The organism is Streptomyces megasporus (genome assembly GCF_000718985.1).
GTDB classification, from domain to species: Bacteria; Actinomycetota; Actinomycetes; order Streptomycetales; family Streptomycetaceae; genus Streptomyces; species Streptomyces megasporus.
Window position 1 is genome coordinate 12,929 of record NZ_JODL01000005.1, and the last position, 15,743, is coordinate 28,671.

Annotated in this window: 20 protein-coding genes; 11 read left to right on the forward strand and 9 right to left on the reverse strand. The window is 73.8% G+C overall.

Annotated features, from left to right (window positions below):
* The first annotated feature begins 83 nt into the window (after positions 1–83).
* The gene (locus tag IF47_RS0106140) at positions 84–770 is read left to right on the forward strand and encodes an HAD-IA family hydrolase (protein ID WP_031507238.1); all 687 of its coding nucleotides are present in this window, start codon (positions 84–86) and stop codon (positions 768–770) included.
* 124 nt (positions 771–894) lie between these two features.
* Here the strand turns inward: IF47_RS0106140 and IF47_RS0106145 are convergent, their stop codons facing one another.
* Positions 895–1,476: a TMEM165/GDT1 family protein gene (locus tag IF47_RS0106145; protein WP_031507239.1), complete on the reverse strand. Its 582-nt coding sequence runs from the start codon at positions 1,474–1,476 to the stop codon at positions 895–897.
* A gap of 215 nt (positions 1,477–1,691) precedes the next feature.
* The gene (locus IF47_RS0106150) at positions 1,692–2,567 is read right to left on the reverse strand and encodes an ABC transporter permease (protein WP_245641018.1); all 876 of its coding nucleotides are present in this window, start codon (positions 2,565–2,567) and stop codon (positions 1,692–1,694) included.
* 212 nt (positions 2,568–2,779) lie between these two features.
* On the opposite strand from IF47_RS0106150, the gene IF47_RS0106160 reads away from it, so the two are divergent.
* Together IF47_RS0106160 and IF47_RS0106165 are read left to right on the forward strand one after the other, a co-directional pair.
* The gene (locus IF47_RS0106160; RefSeq protein ID WP_245641019.1) at positions 2,780–3,451 is read left to right on the forward strand and encodes an HNH endonuclease family protein; all 672 of its coding nucleotides are present in this window, start codon (positions 2,780–2,782) and stop codon (positions 3,449–3,451) included.
* A gap of 233 nt (positions 3,452–3,684) precedes the next feature.
* Positions 3,685–4,359 carry a DedA family protein gene (locus IF47_RS0106165; RefSeq protein WP_051717130.1) on the forward strand — a complete coding sequence of 225 codons (675 nt, stop codon included), beginning with the start codon at positions 3,685–3,687 and terminating at the stop codon, positions 4,357–4,359.
* A gap of 152 nt (positions 4,360–4,511) precedes the next feature.
* Here IF47_RS0106165 and IF47_RS0106170 read toward each other — a convergent pair whose 3' ends face one another.
* The 3 genes from IF47_RS0106170 to IF47_RS0106180 all read right to left on the reverse strand — a co-directional run bounded on the left by IF47_RS0106170 (position 4,512) and on the right by IF47_RS0106180 (position 6,485).
* Positions 4,512–5,333 (reverse strand): SAM-dependent methyltransferase, encoded by an 822-nt coding sequence (locus IF47_RS0106170; RefSeq protein WP_031507244.1) that lies wholly within the window; start codon positions 5,331–5,333, stop codon positions 4,512–4,514.
* Positions 5,334–5,405: 72 nt separating this feature from the next.
* Positions 5,406–5,642 (reverse strand): DUF397 domain-containing protein, encoded by a 237-nt coding sequence (locus tag IF47_RS0106175; protein ID WP_031507245.1) that lies wholly within the window; start codon positions 5,640–5,642, stop codon positions 5,406–5,408.
* A gap of 3 nt (positions 5,643–5,645) precedes the next feature.
* The gene (locus IF47_RS0106180) at positions 5,646–6,485 is read right to left on the reverse strand and encodes a helix-turn-helix domain-containing protein (protein WP_031507247.1); all 840 of its coding nucleotides are present in this window, start codon (positions 6,483–6,485) and stop codon (positions 5,646–5,648) included.
* Between the two features lie 166 nt (positions 6,486–6,651).
* Between IF47_RS0106180 and IF47_RS0106185 the strand changes: the two genes are divergently transcribed.
* On the forward strand, positions 6,652–7,095 hold the full coding sequence (locus IF47_RS0106185; protein ID WP_031507249.1) for an ATP-binding protein: 444 nt from the start codon (positions 6,652–6,654) through the stop codon (positions 7,093–7,095).
* A gap of 171 nt (positions 7,096–7,266) precedes the next feature.
* On the opposite strand, the gene IF47_RS0106190 is transcribed toward IF47_RS0106185, so the two are convergent.
* Both IF47_RS0106190 and IF47_RS0106195 read right to left on the reverse strand, forming a co-directional pair.
* Positions 7,267–8,133 carry an AraC family transcriptional regulator gene (locus IF47_RS0106190; RefSeq protein WP_031507250.1) on the reverse strand — a complete coding sequence of 289 codons (867 nt, stop codon included), beginning with the start codon at positions 8,131–8,133 and terminating at the stop codon, positions 7,267–7,269.
* 133 nt (positions 8,134–8,266) lie between these two features.
* Positions 8,267–8,830 (reverse strand): flavoprotein, encoded by a 564-nt coding sequence (locus IF47_RS0106195; RefSeq protein ID WP_031507251.1) that lies wholly within the window; start codon positions 8,828–8,830, stop codon positions 8,267–8,269.
* Between the two features lie 97 nt (positions 8,831–8,927).
* Between IF47_RS0106195 and IF47_RS0106200 the strand changes: the two genes are divergently transcribed.
* The 7 genes from IF47_RS0106200 to IF47_RS0106230 all read left to right on the forward strand — a co-directional run bounded on the left by IF47_RS0106200 (position 8,928) and on the right by IF47_RS0106230 (position 14,044).
* Positions 8,928–10,112 (forward strand): helix-turn-helix domain-containing protein, encoded by a 1,185-nt coding sequence (locus IF47_RS0106200; protein WP_031507253.1) that lies wholly within the window; start codon positions 8,928–8,930, stop codon positions 10,110–10,112.
* 116 nt (positions 10,113–10,228) lie between these two features.
* Positions 10,229–10,645, forward strand: a complete 417-nt coding sequence (locus IF47_RS0106205; protein ID WP_031507254.1) for a DUF6415 family natural product biosynthesis protein — start codon at positions 10,229–10,231, stop codon at positions 10,643–10,645.
* Positions 10,642–11,187 carry a hypothetical protein gene (locus IF47_RS28585; RefSeq protein ID WP_051717133.1) on the forward strand — a complete coding sequence of 182 codons (546 nt, stop codon included), beginning with the start codon at positions 10,642–10,644 and terminating at the stop codon, positions 11,185–11,187. The genes IF47_RS0106205 and IF47_RS28585 overlap by 4 nt, the downstream gene beginning before the upstream one ends.
* A gap of 239 nt (positions 11,188–11,426) precedes the next feature.
* Entirely contained in the window at positions 11,427–11,864 is a 438-nt protein-coding gene (locus tag IF47_RS31870; RefSeq protein ID WP_281179453.1) for a gas vesicle protein, read from the forward strand.
* A 10-nt stretch (positions 11,865–11,874) separates the two neighbouring features.
* On the forward strand, positions 11,875–12,795 hold the full coding sequence (gvpJ, locus tag IF47_RS28590) for a gas vesicle protein GvpJ (RefSeq protein ID WP_051717135.1): 921 nt from the start codon (positions 11,875–11,877) through the stop codon (positions 12,793–12,795).
* A gap of 71 nt (positions 12,796–12,866) precedes the next feature.
* Positions 12,867–13,181 carry a gas vesicle protein K gene (locus IF47_RS0106225; protein ID WP_031507259.1) on the forward strand — a complete coding sequence of 105 codons (315 nt, stop codon included), beginning with the start codon at positions 12,867–12,869 and terminating at the stop codon, positions 13,179–13,181.
* Positions 13,178–14,044 (forward strand): GvpL/GvpF family gas vesicle protein, encoded by an 867-nt coding sequence (locus IF47_RS0106230; protein ID WP_051717138.1) that lies wholly within the window; start codon positions 13,178–13,180, stop codon positions 14,042–14,044. The genes IF47_RS0106225 and IF47_RS0106230 overlap by 4 nt, the downstream gene beginning before the upstream one ends.
* Positions 14,045–14,125: 81 nt before the next feature.
* Here the strand turns inward: IF47_RS0106230 and IF47_RS0106235 are convergent, their stop codons facing one another.
* Positions 14,126–14,677 (reverse strand): tellurite resistance TerB family protein, encoded by a 552-nt coding sequence (locus IF47_RS0106235; protein WP_031507262.1) that lies wholly within the window; start codon positions 14,675–14,677, stop codon positions 14,126–14,128.
* A gap of 133 nt (positions 14,678–14,810) precedes the next feature.
* Positions 14,811–15,512 carry a class I SAM-dependent methyltransferase gene (locus IF47_RS28595; RefSeq protein WP_031507264.1) on the reverse strand — a complete coding sequence of 234 codons (702 nt, stop codon included), beginning with the start codon at positions 15,510–15,512 and terminating at the stop codon, positions 14,811–14,813.
* Positions 15,513–15,743 lie beyond the last annotated feature (231 nt).

The following is a 15,743-nucleotide window of genomic DNA, read 5'->3' on the forward strand; positions in this document are numbered from 1 at the left end:
TTCCCCGTGCTCGTCACGGAATCCCTGACCGGCGGGCGGATCCACTTCGTTCTCTTCCGTCCCCGCCCGTTGGAGCCCTCCCCATGTCGTCCGAGCCCACCGCCACCGCCGCCGTCCTGACGGCCCGCGCCGTGCTGCTGGACATGGACGGCACCCTGGTCGACTCCGACGCCGCCGTCGAGCGCGTCTGGCGCGCCTGGGCCGCCGAGCACGGCCTGGACGGGGACGAGGTCATGAGGGTGGCGCACGGGCGCCAGGGCTACGCCACGATGGCCGAGCTGCTGCCCGACCGGCCGATGGAGGTCAACATCGCCGAGAACCGGCGGCTCCTCGAACGGGAGACCGCCGACACCGAGGGCGTCGTGCCGGTGCCGGGCGCCCCCGCCTTCCTGGCCGCGCTCGCCGATGTCCCGCACGCCCTGGTGACCTCGGCGAACGTCCCCCTGGCCGACGCCCGCATGGCGGCGGCGGGGCTGCGGATGCCGCGGGTGCGGATCACCGCCGAATCGGTCGGCGCGAGCAAGCCGCACCCGGAGGGCTTCCTCAAGGCCGCCGCCGAACTGGGCTTCGCGCCCGAGGAGTGCGTCGTCTTCGAGGACTCCGCGGCGGGTGTCGCGGCGGGCCGCGCGGCCGGCATGCGGGTGGTCGGCGTCGGGCCCCGGGCCGCGGCCTTCTCCCCCACCGTCCACGCGCCGACGCTGGAGTGCGTCCGCGTCGAACCAGGGGACGACGGCGCCGTGCGGCTGCGCGTCGCCCCCGAGGCCGGCTGAGGCACGGCCCCCAGAACACACGCCCCTCTTCCGGAGTCCTACCTCCCCGCCGGCTCCGGAGGAGGGGCGTGGCCGTGTCCGCCCGCCCGCATCGGACGGGTGGGCGGACACGGCGACCGGACGGTCAGGCGGTCAGCGCCTCGTGGAAGCTGAGCCCGGCCAGGACGAGCATCACGCAGGCCGCGATCCGGGAGATCAACTTCAGCGGCACGCGGCGCATCAGCGCCCGCCCGCCCAGGATGCCGATGGCCGCGACCGCCCACAGGGCGAGCACCGCGCCGAGGCCGACCGAGAGCGGGTCCTCGTAGCGGGCCGCGAGGTTGGCCGTCATGATCTGGGTGAGGTCGCCGAACTCGGCGACCATGATCAACGTGAATCCGCTGCCCGCCACCTTCCAGAAGGACTGGTCCTTGGGCTCGCCGATCTCCTCCTCACCGTCGTCCTTCTTCAACAGCAGCACCAGCGCGCCCGCCAGGAACAGCACGCCGGTGACGCCTTGGACCAGCCGCTGCGGGAGGAGGGTGAGCACGCTGCCCGCGGCGACGGCGAGCGTGACGTGGACCGCGAAGGCGGCGGCGACGCCCGCGAAGACGTAGGAGGCGCGGTAGCGGGTGCCGAGCACCAGTCCGGCCAGCGCCGTCTTGTCGGGCAGTTCGGCCAGGAAGACGACGCCGAAGGTGACGGCGGCGACGGTGAGACTGAACACGGAAAAGGATTCCTCGTCGATATCGGGCCGCCCTGCCGAGGGGCCCACCGGGGAGCGGACACACTTCGGCACGGCAGCGTCATGGACATGCGGTCACGAGCTGCGGCCGAAGGTCTCGCCGGCACGGTGCGCGAGCACCGGCCCCGGGCGCCGGGTCGGTCCGTCGAGGACGGGCCGACCAGTGTGTCGACGGTCCGGCGGAAGGCTACTCCCCTTCAGTCACCCGACAGCCTACGCGATGCCTCCGGAGGGCGGCCGGCCGCCCTCCGGAGGCCGCTCTCCTCGCCGTCCTCTCCAGCGTCCCGGTGCAGCCGTCCGCGCGCGATCAGCTCCAGCGCCACGGCGACCGCGACCACTTCCACCAGCAGCAGCGCGACCAGCACGAAGAGCTGGACGGCCCCGGCCTGCACCGGCGAGGCGCCGCCCAGCAGCATGCCGACGAAGGCCCCCGGCAGGGTGACCAGTCCCACGGTGCGGGTCTGGTCCAGGACGGGGATCAGGGCGCCGGAGGCCGCCGCGCGGGCGATCTCCATGCGGGCGTCGCGCTCCGGGAAGCCCAGCGCCAGCCCGGCCTCCACCTCGCCGTGGCGGGTTCGCAGCTCGTCCAGGGCACGGCGTCCGGCGAGCGTGCTCGCGGTGAGCGCGCCGCCGATGAGGATGCCGGTGACGGGGATCAGCGTGATGCCCTCCAGCGGGACGAGTCCGGTGAGCAGCAGCGCGAGCACCACCGGCACCACCCCCGCGGCGATGGGGAGGCCCGCCCACCACCAGGTGCGGTTGTGGGTGACGCGCCGGCCCGCGGTCCGCGTCGCCACCGCGTACATCAGGACGAGGAAGGTCAGCAGGGTGGGCACCGCGCCGACGACCCAGCCGATCACCCAGGAGACGGCGGCGAGTTGGACGGCGGCGCGCGCCCCGGCCGTGAGGACGGAGCGCGCGTAGCCGTGCCCCCGGTCCGGGGCCAGGTGGGCGAGCGCGGCGACTCCCGCGGCGACCAGGAGGAAGACGGCGAGGACGACGCCGAGGGCGGGGGTGACGGGCAGCAGGGTGTCGGCTGCCCGGTACGGCGCGACGGGGGGTGCGGCTGACACACCGTCAGGCTATGCGGCGGCTCCGGACGTCCCGCCACAGCGCCACGCGCCGGTCGGGTGCGTCGAGCGCGGCGACCGGTTCGGTCACCACTCTTGATCTGACGTGCTCATGTCGTCACTCTGTTACCTGTCGACCGCCGAGAGGAAACCTTTCGGCGCCACCCTGTCGGGGTCCGCTCCACTCAACATCCCCCCACTCCAAGGGAGTTCACATGCACGGCATGCGCATGCCCGCCGCACGGCGGGGCTTCTACGCGCGTCGATCCACCACCCTCGGCGCTCTCCTCGCCCTCTGCGCCGGACTGCTCTTCCTGAACGCCCCCGCCGCCCAGGCCGCTCCTCCCACCCCGCCGAGCGCCGCCACCGCCCGCTCCTACCTCGCCTCCCTGACGGTGCGCGCCGAAGGCTCGTCCGACGGCTACAGCCGCGACAAGTTCCCCCACTGGACCACCGTCAGCGGCACCTGCAACACCCGCGAGGTCGTCCTCAAGCGCGACGGCAGCAACGTGGTCCAGGACGGTAGCTGCGCGGCCACCAGCGGCAGTTGGTACTCCCCCTACGACGGCGCCACCTGGTACGCCGCCTCCGACGTGGACATCGACCACGTCGTGCCGCTCGCCGAGGCCTGGCGCTCGGGCGCGAGCTCCTGGACCAACGCCAGGCGGCAGTCGTTCGCCAACGACCTGAGCATCGCGCAGCTCATCGCCGTCACCGACAACGTCAACCAGGCCAAGGGCGACAAGGACCCGGCGGAGTGGATGCCGCCGCGCACCGCCTACCACTGCACCTACGCCCGGATGTGGGTGTGGGTGAAGCACAGCTACGGCCTGTCCGTGGACTCCGCGGAGAAGAGCAGGCTCGGCAGCGTCCTCAACGGCTGCTGACCCGGAGGCGGTACGCCTTCCGCCCCCCGCCCGCGTCCGGCACGTCCGGCACGGGACGTACGGGCCCGCGCCCGGCGGCGGCTGCACCGGGCGCGGGCCCGCGCCGGCCGCGGCGGGCGAACGCCACGCCGCCGCCATGCTTCCGTCGAACCGGGCCGCTTCCCGGACGATCGGCCGTGACACGGGCCCCGCCGGAGCCCTACGGGTGACGCGGGCGTACTCTGTACGGCGGTATGCCGCTCCCGGCGGGGGCCGGACCGGGGGGAGTGGACGTGCAGGAGATTCTGGGGGGTTTGCTCTACGCCCCCTGGGTCTACGTGCTCATAGGGCTGTCCGTCCTGCTGGACGTCTTCCTGCCCCTCCTGCCCAGCGGCGTCATCGTGATCACCGCGGCGGCCTTCGCCGCGGGGCAGACCGCCGCCGGCGTCGCCGGGCTCTCCGGCGCCCCGCTTCCCGAAGTGTGCGCGCTGGTGGTGTGCGCCTCCGGCGCCTCCGTCCTGGGGGACCTGCTGGTGTACGCCCTGGCCCGGCACGGCAGCGCCCGCTTCGACCGGGCCGTCGCCCGCTCCCGCCGGCTGACGTCCGCCCAGGAGCGGCTCGGCCACGTCCTGGCCCGCGGCGTCGGCCCCCTGGTCGTCCTGGCCCGGTTCGCGCCGGCCGGCCGATCGGTGATGAGCCTGGCGGCGGGCGCGGCACGGCGACGCGCCCGGGAGTTCCTCCCCTGGTCCGCCCTGGCGGGCCTGACCTGGGCCGCGTACAGCGTCGGCGTCGGCTGGTTCGGCGGCCAGTGGCTGGGAACGACCTGGCTGGGCACGGCCGTCTCCGTACTGGCCCTCCTCCTCGCGGGCGCCCTGGCGGCCCGCTTGATGCGACGCGGACGGGCACGGGACACCGCCGACGCCGTCTGACACGGCCCGAAGCCCCTTCCCCGACCGCTCCGATCACACCGCTCCGATCACACCGTCGCGAGGCGGCGACACGACACGTCCGCGCCCCGCGACGGCGTGATCGCGGGGCGCGGACGGGGGGCTCGTGCGCCGGAGCGCGCACGGGGGTGGTGTCAGGGCTTGCGGGCGATGCCCGCGTAGAGGGAGACCTCCGCGTCGGTGGCGTCCGCGAGGGGCTGGTCCGGCTCCGGCCTCCACCGGTGCGGGGGGACCAGGCCGGGCTCGACGAACTCCAGCCCCTCGAAGAAGGGCAGGATCTCCTCCCTGGTGCGCTCCCGGCCCATCGGGGAGTCGGCGGCCTCGGCCATCCGGCGCAGGCGCTCCCACGTCTCGGGGTCGAAGTCCGGGGTGCAGTGGGTGAGGCAGAGGTAGCTGCCGGGCGCCAGCGCGTCCACCAGCCTGGCCACGACCTCGTGCGGCTTCTTCTCGTCGCCGATGTAGTGGAAGACCGCGTTGAGGGAGAGCGCGACCGGACGGCTCAGGTCCAGCGTCTCGTGGAGCTCGGGATGGTTCAGGATCGTGTCCGGTTCGGTCACGTCGGCGTGGAGGTAGGCCGTGCGCCCCTCGGGCGTGCTGCGCAGCAACGCCTGCGCGTACCGCAGCACGATGGGGTCGTTGTCGGCGTAGACGACCCTGGCCTCCGGGGCCATGCCCTGGGCGACCTGGTGGAGGTTGGGCTCGGTCGGGATGCCCGTGCCGATGTCCAGGAACTGCCGTATGCCCGCCTCGCGGACGAGCCAGCGGGTCGCCCGGTGCATGAAGGCACGGTTGACGCGGGCGCCGGTCAGCACGCCGGGCCAGCCGGCGATGACGGCCTCGGCGCCCTTGATGTCGGCCTCGTAGTTGGTCTTTCCGCCGAGGAAGTAGTCGTACATGCGCGCCGAGTGCGGCCGACTGGTGTCGATGTCGTCCGCGGAGAAGCCCTGCGCGGTCATCTCGTCTCCCGTGGGGGGTGGTGGTGTGGTCGGTGGTGGGTGACTCGGGTCGGGTGACTCGGGTCGGGTGACTCAGGTGAGGAGGAAGTCGGCTTCCCCGCGCTTGGCGCCCAGGATGAAGGACTCGATCTCCTGATGGGTGTAGATCAGGGCCGGACCGTCGGGGTCGTTGGACTGCCGCAGTGCCACGCGGCCGTCGCCGAGCTTCATCGCCTCCACGCAGTTGCCGCCGTTGGTCCCGCTCCACGGCTTGTGCCAGCCCTCGGTCCCGAGCTCCTTGGCAGGCATCCCGTTGTAAATGTGACCCATCGGTCAGAACTCCTTGCGAATGGCACCGAGAAGATCCTCGGTGTGTCGTACTGATACGGCCTGAGCACCCATGCGGTCCAAGACCTCCAGGTAGGCGGCCGTGTCGGGGCGCTCGTCGAGATAGACGGCGCCGGTGAGGCTTTCGGTGTAGACGATGTCCGGAAGTTCCGGTATGTCGAATCGGAACAGTTGGAAGGGCCCGAACATCCCGGGATGGGGCCCCGCCTCGAAGAGCACCACCTGGAGCGTGACGTTCGGCAGCGCCATCGCCTCCAGGAGCCGGTCGATCTGCGCCCTCATGACCTCCGGCCCGCCGACGGGCCTGCGCAGAACCGTTTCGTCGATCACCATCCACAACCGCGGGGCGTCGGGCTCGGCCAGGAGGCGCTGCCGTCCCATGCGCAGCGCGACACGGCGTTCGATCTCCTCCTCGGGCGCGTTGGGGAAACCGGTGCGCAACAGCGCGCGGGCGTAGCCCTCGGTCTGGAGCAGTCCGGGAACGCAGTGGGGTTCGTAGCCGCGGATGAGGCTGGCGGCCCCCTCCAGGCTCACATACAGACCGAACCAATCCGGCAGGACGTCACGGAAACGGTGCCACCAGCCCGGTTTGCGAGATTCCTCCACCAATGCGAGGAAGGCGTCGATCTCCGCCCGTTCGACCCCGTAAGTCTCCAGCAGCTTCTCGACGAACAGCGGTTTCAAGCCGACTTCGGCCTTCTCCATGCGGCGGACCGTAGCGGCGTTGACGCTGAGCGCGCGGGCGGCCTCCTCGTAGGAGCAACCCGCCCTTTCCCGCAGGTCACGAAGCCGCAGGCCGAGCACGATCCGCCCGACGGTCGCCACGTTCCCTCCCTCGGAAAACCTGTTGGGGAAAGAGTCTGACACACCGTCGATGGCCGAGGCAGCCTGCCTTGAATATTCTGCAATTTGCAAGACGCCTCTTGCCTTCTGCCCGCGACAGCGTGGATAGTGAGGCTCCCCCCAACAGATGTACGGAAGGCGGACGGCCGTGGCGCTTTCTCCAGGCACGACGACGCTCCCGAGCCCGGTCGGCGTCTGCCCTGACCTGCGTCAGGAGACCTTCGAACTCCCCGCCCAGGCGGTGTCCGTGGCCGACGCGCGCGACCGGGCCTTCGAGCGGCTGCTTCAGTGGGGCGTCCCCGTCGACGTCTGCCACACGGTCCGGCTGGTGGTCTCCGAACTGTTCTCCAACGCCGTGCTCCACACCGACAGCGATCGGATCGGCTGTCTGCTGCACGTCGCCGACAACCAGATCCGCGTCGAGGTGCGTGACCAGGGCAGTTACGCGAGCACCCCGATGCTGCTCTTCCCCGGGGCCGAGGAGGAGCGGGGTCGCGGCCTCCAACTGATCGAAACACTCACGCAGGCCTGGGGGGTCGAGTCCGCCGGGCGCGGACTGGGCCACATCGTGTGGGCCGTCATCCGGCCCTGAGCCGTCCAGCGACCGGATGACCGAAAGGGCCCGGCCCCGCCCCGGCGAGGGGGCGGGGCCAGGGCCGAACAGGACGGGGCTCGAGCCGTGTGGGGGCGGCTCGAGCCCCTCTCCGTGTTCCGACGTCCCGACGCGGACGGCTCCCGCCCCGCGGCGGGAACCGCGGCGGACTCAGTCCACGGTCCGCTCCACCGGGAGCCACAGCTCCGCCTCCGCCTCCGTGCCGTCCGCCGACAGCCGGGTGCGCAGGATCTCCGGGCCCGGCCTGCTCCGGTAGGGGTTGGAGGGGAACCACTGGGCGAACACGTCCCCCCACAGGCGCTGGAGCGCCCCGGGGAACTCCCCCGAACTCTCGAACACCGCCCACGTTCCCGCCGGGACGGTGCGGACGTCCATGTCCTTCGGCGCCTCCGCGCCGGTCACCACGCCGTGCCAGTAGTCCAGTTCGCTGCCCTCAGCCCGGTCCTCGGCGATGTCGTCGCTCACCCCCACGACGCCGCGCGGCTCCTGGTCGGAGAGTGGCTCCAACCGCTCCCGGACCTCCCGGTCGACGCTCCGCACGAACTCGGCGATCGCCGGGTTCACCCCCTCGTACACCAGGGGGACGCGGGCCTTCCTGCCGACCACGGCGAACTCTCCCTTCTCCACCACTCGATACCGCATTTCGGCACTCCCTTCGACGACGAGCCGGAAGGACATCCGGGGCTGGGAGTTCAGGGCGGCGCCCGTCCGCCTGGCCTCGCCGGGCCCGACGCCGTGCACGGCGCGGAACGCGCGCGCGAACGCCTCGCCCGAGCCGTAGCCGTACCGCACCGCGATGTCGAGCAGCGTCCGCTCCCCCGCGAGCACCTCGGCGCCGGCGACGGTGAGCCGCCGACGGCGGACGTACTCCGCCAGCCCCATCCCCGCCAGCGCGGAGAACAGCCGCCGCAGGTGGTACTCCGAGGTCAGGGTGATCCGCGCCAGTTCGGCCGCCTCGACGCGCCGGTCGAGGTTCCGTTCGATGTGCTCCATGGCCCGGTTCAGCCGCTCCAGCACCCCCGGCCCTCCTTCCTCGCTTCCTGTGCCGTCCACGCTAGGAAGGGCGGCCCCCACCGGACCCGACATCCCGTGCCCGTTCCGGTCGGGTCCCCGGCTCCGCCGCCCGGGGAGGCCGTTCACCGCCGGACGGTCACTCGGCTCTCTCCTCCACCGCCGCCTCCACCGCCTCCGCGGCGGCGTCCAGCGCCAGGTGCCACGGGTACGCCTCCGGCCGCCCCTGGCCCGGAGGGTTCGGCACGAAGCCGCCGGGGCCGTACAGCACCCGTGCCCCCACCCCGCGCAAGGTCTCCAGTGAGCGATCGAACTGCGGGTGCGTGGCGTAGGCCGAGTTCACGCTCGGCATCACCACCAGCGGGATGCGCTTGCCGATCGCCTCCGCGGCGAAACCCACCACGAACGTCGAGGTGATGCCCAGCGCGCACGCGTTGATCGTGTTCAGCGTGGCCGGCGCCACCACCACGACGTCCGCGCGGGGCCACACCTCCCGAAGGCCCGGCAGCCGGTAGGAACTGCGCACCGGGTGCCCGGTCGCCTCCTCCAGCTCCGGCAACCGGTCCGCCAGCCACTCCCGCGCGGTCGGCGTCACCCCCAGGCACACGTCCCACCCTCGTGCCCTGGCCTCGTGGACCGCGCGGTCGATGTGGAGGACCGGCAGGGCGGCGCAGCCGAAGAGGTACAGAACTCGGTTCTTCATACGGCGCAGTCCACCACACGCGACCGACACCGATTCGGTCCGCGGGGGCGGAACGCGGGTACCTTTCCAGCAGTACGAGGAACGAAAGGACGCCGGTATGCCCGTGTCGGACGACGAGCACATCGGTCACCGGATCGCGACCCTGCGGAAGCGCGCCGGACTCACCCAGCGGGGCCTCGCCCAGCGCATCCCCTACTCGTACAGCCTGCTGCGCCACGTCGAGAGCGGGCACAAGAAGGCGTCCCCGCAGTTCGTCGCCGCCGTCGCCAGGGCGCTGTGCGTCGACGCCGCCACCCTGGCCGGGCACGCCGAACACCCCCTGCGTCCCGACCGGGTGGCCGCCCTGGTCCGGCCCATCCGCGAGGCGCTCGACCTGTACGACCTGCCGACGGACCCCCGTGAGGCCGGCGCCTCCCCCTCCGACCTGATCGCGGCGGCCGACGCGCTCTGCCGCGACGTGCGCGAGGCGCGGCTGTACCAGGCGGCGGCGAGCCTGCCGGGCCTCCTGACGGACCTGACCGCCTCCTGTCACGAGCGTCCGAGCACGGAGCTGTGGCGGGCCATGGCCTCCGCCTGCCGCAGCGCCCACGACGTGACGACGAAGTTCGGCCGCTACGACCTGGCGGTCATCGCGCTCGACCGGATGGGCTGGGCCGCCGAGCACGCCGGCGACCCGCTGCTGAGCGCGATCCGCCAGTACAAGCGGGCCCTGTCCTACCGCGGCCGGGACGCCGAACACCGCATCGGCCTGCGCATGGTGGCGTTCGGCCACAACCTGCTGGAGCAGGCCGACCGGGGCACGGAGGCGCTGGCGGTGGCCGGTCAGTTGCACCTGGGCGCGGCGGTGATCGCCGCCCGCGCGGGCGACCGGTCGGCCGTCGAGGAGCACTTGACGCAGGCCGCCGAGACGGCCGCGCGCACGGGCGAGGTCGGGGCGGTGCACTGGCTGTCCTTCGGTCCCGCGAACGTCGGGGCCCACGAGGTGTTCGCCCGGTTGGAGCTGCGGGAGTTCGACGACGCGCTGGCGGCGGCGCGCGCCATCCGTCCGCCGTGCGACTGGGCGGCGTCGCGGCGGGCCGCCCTGCTGGTGGACGTGGCCCGCGCGGAGCTGGAGACCGGCCGGGCGGAGGCGTCGCTGGCCTCGCTGCTGAAGGCCCGCAGGCTGGCCCCCCAGCAGACCCGTTTCCACCCTCGGGTGCGGGAGACGGTGCGGGGACTGCTGCACCTGCGGCGCCGCTCCCCCGACACGTTGACGCGGCTGGCCTCCTGGGTGGGGATGTGAGAGTCCCCGTCTCGGGGGCGGGTGTCGGCGGGTGTCACCGAAGAGTGACAGTTGCGGCCTCTCCGCGCCGCCACGCTGGGGCCGTAAGCGATCAGTGACGACGTCCGGGGGTTCCCGTGCACACGACACCCGACGCCACACCGACCACGGTCCGGGCCTCGGACGACGGGCCGGCCGGCCCCGTCGACACGACCGGCTCGATCGACACGGCCGCCGTCCGACACGCCATCCGCCGGGCCCTGGCCCACGGCAGCGCCTCCCCCCGCCACGAGGACCTCGTCGAACTGGGAGAGCTGCTGCGCGGCCACATCCGTCTGCTGCTGCCGATCGCGCGGGCGCGGGTGGAGGCCATGCCCCCGGCCGCCACCGAGCGGCTGCGCCGCAGGACCCGGCTGGCGTGGATCGACAACCAGGTGGGCTGTGACCTCGGTGACGAACTGCCGTCCGCCCGGCGGCAGGTGCGCTCCCTGGCGCTCGACTGTCGGTGGCTGCTGCGACAACTCCCCGGACGGGACAGGAAGGCGACACCGTGACCCTCACCCCCTCCCCCCACAGGACGGGCCTCGTCCCCCGCCAGGCGGGCCCCCTGTCCCACCGGGCGGACCACGCCCCGAACGCGGCCCCGGCCCTGGGCTGGCTGCACCCCACCGGCCGGGTGCCCGCCGTCCTGTCCGCCTGGGAGCGCGGCGTCCTGGCGGAGGTGCCCACCGGGATCGCCTGGGACGTCGTCCGCGTCCCCAACGCGCTGGCCCACGACACCGTCCAGCGGCTGCGGGACTCCGGCGCGCCGGTGGGGCCCGTGCTCTCGGCCCCGCTGGGCGCGGAGTTCTTCGTCGCGCGCGGCTCGGCGGACGGCTGGGACGTGGCCGGGGGGCTCGTCCTCACCCGTGGCACGCTGGTGCTGCTGCCGCCCCCGAACACCGCCGGGTCCCCGCGGGTCGGCGAGCGCGGCTGGATCGTCGGCCCGACCGACCGGCTGCCCCGGGGCGAGGAGCTGCGCGACGCCTACGCCGAGGCCCGCGCGCACGCGGCGGAGAGGGCCGAGACGGCGGAGGCCGTCGAGACCGCGGAGTGAACGGCCGCGGTGCCGTGCCGGTCGCCGGCACGGCACCGCGCGTAGCCCGTCGCCCGTGCGCCCGCTCCTCCGCCGGGACGCGCGGGATGCATGGGACGCCAACGCCCGGATAGGCGTACGGGGTGAGCACTTACCAGGAAAGAGGCATCCCGGCCGAGGCGGACACCGCTCCGTCCGTGTCCGCGCGGACGCCCGCCGTGGCGCGGGGCGGGGCCCCGGCTCCCCGGGCCCCCCGTCCCATGGAGCCGCGACGGGACGGCGAGGGCAGCCTGGCCCACGTGGTGGAGACCCTCCTCGACAAGGGCCTGGTGCTCAACGCGGACATCATGGTGTCGGTGGCCGGCGTCGAGCTCCTCGGCATCCGGCTGCGGGCGGCCCTCGCCTCGTTCGAGACCGCCGCGCGGTACGGGTTGGAGTTCCCCGCGGGCACCGACACCGAGACGGCCGCCTGGCGCGAGAGCCGCGAGGAGAAGGAGACCTGCCCCGAGTGCGGCAAGCGGGTCCCCGTCCGCCAGTTGCTCCACGAGTGGTGTCCGTGGTGCGGGTGGCGCAGCGCCCAGGCCCGGCTGGCCGCGGGCGGCGGCGCCCCGCGTCCCCTACCGGAGCCGGGGTCCGGCGCCGGCGGCCCCGACGGCCCCGGTGACCGGGGCGGGGAGGACGGGCGGCGTGCCGGCTGAGCGTCCCCCGATGAAACCGACGAGGGACCCGCGGGTGACGCTGGACGACCTCGTCGAGGTCCTGCTGAACAAGGGCGCCGTCCTGCACCTGGACCTCATCGTGGCGGTGGCCGACATCCCCCTGATCGGCGTCAGTCTGCGCGCGGCGGTCGCGGGCATGGAGACCATGCTGGAGTACGGCATGCTGCGGCAGTGGGACGCCGACACCCGGGCCTGGGCGATGCGGTCCGCCGCGCGGCACGAGCTGGAGCTGCGGGCCGGCGAGGAGAGCGTCGTCCGCATGTACGGCGGCCACCTCCTGGACGACGACTTCCACACCACCTGGCGTCCGGGCACCGTCCACCTCACCGACCGGCGGCTGGTCGTCCTGCGCCGCGATCCACGCGAGGTGCTGTGGGAAGCCGAACTCTCGGCGGTGCGCGCGGTGCGTCTGGAGAGCGAGCGCACGGTCGGCGGCGAGAGCCGCACCCGGGTGCGGGTGGAGACGGCGGACGGCGCCGGGGCACTGCTGTCCGCCGCCGATCCCGAACGGCTGCGCGACCTGCTGGTCCGCACCTGCCCCGGCCCCCTGACCTCGGACGGCCCGCGGTCCCCCCTGCCCGGCCCGGACGAACGGGCCCTGGTGGAGGGGCACTTGTGGTACCGCGAGCCGCGCCGGGACGGTCCTCTGTGGCGCGGCGGGAACGGTCGGCTCACCCCGGCCGGCCTGGTGTGGAAGTCGCCGCTGGACGCCCGGCCCGCCCTGGTCCTGCCGGCCGCCGACGTCACCGCGGTCCGCCCCGGCGCGGAGCGCGGGCCGGGCGGCGAGGGAACCGTGTTCACCGTGGAGACCGGTTCCCGCGGGACGGTGACCCTCGCGGCCGACGAACCGCGCCGCTGGGTCGAGGCCCTGGGATCGCCGCGCGACGCGCCGGCGTTGCCCTCGGCGTGACGGGACGGCACGGGACACGGCGAGGGGCGCGGGCGGAAGACGGCGGGAGAACACGGCGGGAGGAGGAGACGATGGCCATCACAGTCGACGAGAAGAGCCTCAAACACGGGGTGCTGTCCCTGGTGGTCACCTTGGTGGAGGTGATCCAGGAGGCCCTGGAACGCCAGGCCGTGCGCCGGATGGAGGGCGGCGACCTGACCGTGGAGGAGCTCGAACGCCTCGGTGACGCCCTCCTCGAACTGGACGAGGCGATCGAGGAGATCAAGGCCGACCACGGCATCACCGAATCCGTCGCGGACCTGCACCGGGGCCTGGACGAGGTCGTGGACGACGTGGTGGACAAGCTGGTCAACCCCGCCCGCTGGGCCGAGGAGGCGCGACGGTGACGGAACGGGCCCTCTACGTCTACGCGTTGGTGCCCCACCGGCCTGGCGCCGCCGACGGCGTCACCGGCGTCGACGGCCACCCCCTGCGTCTGCTGGACGTACCGGGCACGGGCGTCGCGGCCCTGGTCCACGACGCGGACCCGACCCCCTACCAGGGGACGGACGAGGAGGTGCGCCGCCGGGTGGCCGAACAGGACGCCGCGGTGGTGGCGGTGTGGGAGCGCACGGGGACGGCCCTGCCCATGACCTTCAACGTCCTGGTGGCGCCCGACACCCCCTCCGACGTCCCGGCCGACGCCCCTCGGGACGCTCGGGACGCTCGGAGCGCTCGGAGCGCCGAGGAGCGGCTGCGGGAGTGGATCGCCTCCCACGCGGACGGACTCCGCGCCCGGATGGACTCCCTGGCCGACCGGGCCGAGCTCAGGGTGGAGATCACCGTCGACCGGGCGGCGTCCGCGCGGGACGACGAACGCGCCCGCTCCCTGGAGGCCGAGCTGGCGGACCGCTCCCCCGGCCTGCGGCGTCTGCTGACCCGGCAGTTGGAACAGATCCGTCGGGAGTCCGCCGAACGGCTCGCCGACGCCCTCTACGCCGACGTCCGCCACCGGCTCCTGGCGGTGGCGGAGGACCTGCGCGAGCGGAGCCGGAGCGTGCGCGACGCCGACGAGCTCGGCGTCCTCTCCGCGGCGCTCCTCGTCCGGAGGTCGGACATCGAGGCCGTGGGCGCCGTCCTCGCGGCCGTGCGGGACGAGCAGCCCGCCGCGCGCATCCGTTTCCTCGGCCCCTGGCCGCCCTACTCCTTCGCCGACCTCTCCGACGACGGCCCCCAGGGCGCGTCCGCCCCGGCCGCCGCGCGGGGCTGAACGTCCCTCACCCGGCGGACCCGCGCCGTACGGCCCCGGCCCTCGGGGAAGGCCGTCTTCCCCGGAGCCGGCCGGACGGGCTCAGACGTCGAACTCCTCCGGGCGGAGCCCCAGCGCGGCGCAGGCCTCCCGGACGACGTGCTGCTCGGCCTGCGCGAAGTAGCCGTCGGAACCGGCGATCACGATGCCGGTCTGGATCACCGCCCTGGCCTCCGTCGGCTTCTTGGCGACCTTGGCGATCTCCTGCATCGCCTCCGCCTTGCCCGCCTGGAAGTCGGCCAGCAGGTGGTCCAGGTGCTTGTTGAACCGCTGACGGAGCTGGTCCGCCGGGAAGTTCTGCAGGACGTCGTTGCCGACGATCATCGACTCGACGTGCTGCCGCTCGGCCGGGTCGACCTGCCCGTCCGCGGCGGCCACCAGCGCGCACATCGCCATGCTCGCGTCCCGGAAGGCGCCGCTCTTCAACTCCGTCTTCACGGAGCTGAGCTGGGACTTCAGCATGTTCACCAGCCGGGTGCGCGAACCCCCGCCGGCCCCGGCGCCCCGGCCTCCGCCGGGCCCGCCCGGTGTGCCCGTGTCCCGGGACTGCTGAAGGCTCTTGGCCTGGTCCTTGATCCGATCCCACATCGCCACCGGTGCCACCTCGGCTTCGTTCGCTGCCCGTCTCGTCACGGTCCGTGCCCTGCCAACGATCCCGGACCGTGATCGGGTTCCGCCGGCGGCCGGCCGTCCACCGTCCGGCCCCCACACGTCCGCCCCGGCCGGCTCAGGCCGCCCGCTGCCAGATCGCCTCCCACTGGCACCAGTGCCCGGGGGCCGGCGGGACCCTCCTCTCCGTCACCCTGGTCGGGGCGACGACCGGCTCGAAGTCCGCCGGAACGGCCGCCCGGAGCTCGTCCTCCGCGAAGAAGTGAACGTCCAGCCCCTTCTTCGGGCCGACGCGGTAGCGGACCGTCAGGCCGCCGTCCGGATGGGTCTCGACCACGTCGTGCTCCGGATGGACGTGGGTGCCGACGGCGTTGACGCGGACGCACAGGAGACCGCCGGGCGACACCAGGCCGGCCGCGGTCCGGACGTGGTCGTGGCACCGGGCGCGCGTGCCGTGCTGGAAGACCTGGATCCCGACCACGAGCGGGAACCGCGCGCCGGGCGGAAGGTCGTCCACGGTGCCGCGCACGAGCCGGTCGGGCGGCAGGTCGGGCAGCCGCTCCCGCAGCGCCTCCAACGCCTCCCCCGAGACGTCGAGCCCCACGAGGTCGAGGCCCGCCTCCCGGAGAGGGACGAGGTTCCGGCCGTTCCCGCACCCGATGTACAGGCCCGACCGGAGTCCCCGGGCGCGGGCCTCCTCGATGACGGTCTCCACCATCGCCACGGGCGGCTCGTCCCGGTAGCGGCCACGGCGGTACTCGTCGTCCCACCTCTCGGCCACCTCCCCCTCCGTCCCGGCCCCGCTTCCGTCCACGTCCATCGCGCCCCCTCCGACCGGTCCGCACGGTTGTGGAAAGCCCTACCCGCGACGGGCGGCGGGGACCCGCGTCCGGCCCTCCGACGTTTCCCGGACCCGTCCGTGTCAGTGGGGGCAGGTAACTTCCCGTACCACGCGGAGCAAGGTGACGGGGCGTCATACGCCCTGTCTTCATGGGCGACCGGCGTTCGTCCCCTCGTGCCGCGGTCCGACCTCGCCCCGTCCCGAAACGTG

What these genes read in the sequence shown, in the direction of transcription:
- IF47_RS0106200 (WP_031507253.1), top strand. Translation starts at nt 8,928, where the DNA reads ATGCCCGTGTCGGACGACGAGCACATCGGTCACCGGATCGCGACCCTG.
- IF47_RS0106175 (WP_031507245.1), bottom strand. Translation starts at nt 5,642, where the DNA reads ATGGGTCACATTTACAACGGGATGCCTGCCAAGGAGCTCGGGACCGAG.
- IF47_RS0106160 (WP_245641019.1), top strand. Translation starts at nt 2,780, where the DNA reads ATGCACGGCATGCGCATGCCCGCCGCACGGCGGGGCTTCTACGCGCGT.
- IF47_RS0106170 (WP_031507244.1), bottom strand. Translation starts at nt 5,333, where the DNA reads ATGACCGCGCAGGGCTTCTCCGCGGACGACATCGACACCAGTCGGCCG.
- IF47_RS0106195 (WP_031507251.1), bottom strand. Translation starts at nt 8,830, where the DNA reads ATGAAGAACCGAGTTCTGTACCTCTTCGGCTGCGCCGCCCTGCCGGTC.
- gvpJ (WP_051717135.1), top strand. Translation starts at nt 11,875, where the DNA reads ATGAAACCGACGAGGGACCCGCGGGTGACGCTGGACGACCTCGTCGAG.
- IF47_RS0106165 (WP_051717130.1), top strand. Translation starts at nt 3,685, where the DNA reads ATGCCGCTCCCGGCGGGGGCCGGACCGGGGGGAGTGGACGTGCAGGAG.
- IF47_RS28595 (WP_031507264.1), bottom strand. Translation starts at nt 15,512, where the DNA reads ATGGACGTGGACGGAAGCGGGGCCGGGACGGAGGGGGAGGTGGCCGAG.
- IF47_RS31870 (WP_281179453.1), top strand. Translation starts at nt 11,427, where the DNA reads ATGGAGCCGCGACGGGACGGCGAGGGCAGCCTGGCCCACGTGGTGGAG.
- IF47_RS0106225 (WP_031507259.1), top strand. Translation starts at nt 12,867, where the DNA reads ATGGCCATCACAGTCGACGAGAAGAGCCTCAAACACGGGGTGCTGTCC.
- IF47_RS0106140 (WP_031507238.1), top strand. Translation starts at nt 84, where the DNA reads ATGTCGTCCGAGCCCACCGCCACCGCCGCCGTCCTGACGGCCCGCGCC.